Genomic DNA, 223 nt, shown 5'->3' on the forward strand with positions numbered 1-223 from the left:
ACGGATTACCTCTTTGAGATCATTCATACTGTATTCACTTTCAGCTGTAACATACGCACTAATTGCCTGTTCGCCGTTTTGATCTTCTTTGACAACTACAGCTGTATCTGTGATTCCCTCTACTTTTCTAATCACATTCTCAATTTCACCAAGCTCAATTCGGAATCCTCTGATTTTGACTTGTTCATCCATTCTTCCTAAATATTCAATATTTCCATCAGGA

The 223-nt window shown here is 37.2% G+C and carries 1 protein-coding gene; it reads right to left on the reverse strand.

Going from position 1 to position 223, the window contains the following annotated elements; translation table 11 throughout:
• A partial coding sequence (locus MR167_RS32530; RefSeq protein ID WP_242316317.1) for an acyl-CoA synthetase family protein occupies positions 1–223 on the reverse strand: 223 nt, incomplete at both ends.

Origin of the sequence: Bacillus cereus group sp. BfR-BA-01355 (assembly GCF_022663675.1) — a bacterium.
Classification (GTDB): domain Bacteria; phylum Bacillota; class Bacilli; order Bacillales; family Bacillaceae_G; genus Bacillus_A; species Bacillus_A thuringiensis_S.